This is a genomic window from Pectobacterium peruviense, from assembly GCF_002847345.1.
Taxonomy (GTDB): Bacteria; Pseudomonadota; Gammaproteobacteria; order Enterobacterales; family Enterobacteriaceae; genus Pectobacterium; species Pectobacterium peruviense.
Window position 1 is genome coordinate 1 of sequence record NZ_LXFV01000055.1, and the last position, 235, is coordinate 235.

The 235-nt window shown below is 46.8% G+C and carries 1 tRNA gene; it reads right to left on the reverse strand.

From position 1 onward, the window contains the following. Nucleotides 1-71: 71 nt before the first annotated feature. A tRNA-Glu gene (locus A0G03_RS20620) sits at nt 72-147 on the reverse strand. Nucleotides 148-235: the final 88 nt, after the last annotated feature.

A 235-nucleotide genomic window follows, 5' to 3' on the forward strand; every position in this document is an offset into this window, starting at 1 on the left:
TATCGTAAACATGACTCCAAAGAATCATCTTTAAGATATTCGGTGATAATGTCTTTCACTCATTATCGGATTGGCGTCCCCAAGGGGATTCGAACCCCTGTTACAGCCGTGAAAGGGCAGTGTCCTAGGCCTCTAGACGATGGGGACACGAAAAATCCGTACCGAATTAAAAATCCGGCACTATCGCGTCAGCATGAGTCTACACTCATGACATCAACAGGTGCGCTTGCTCAGT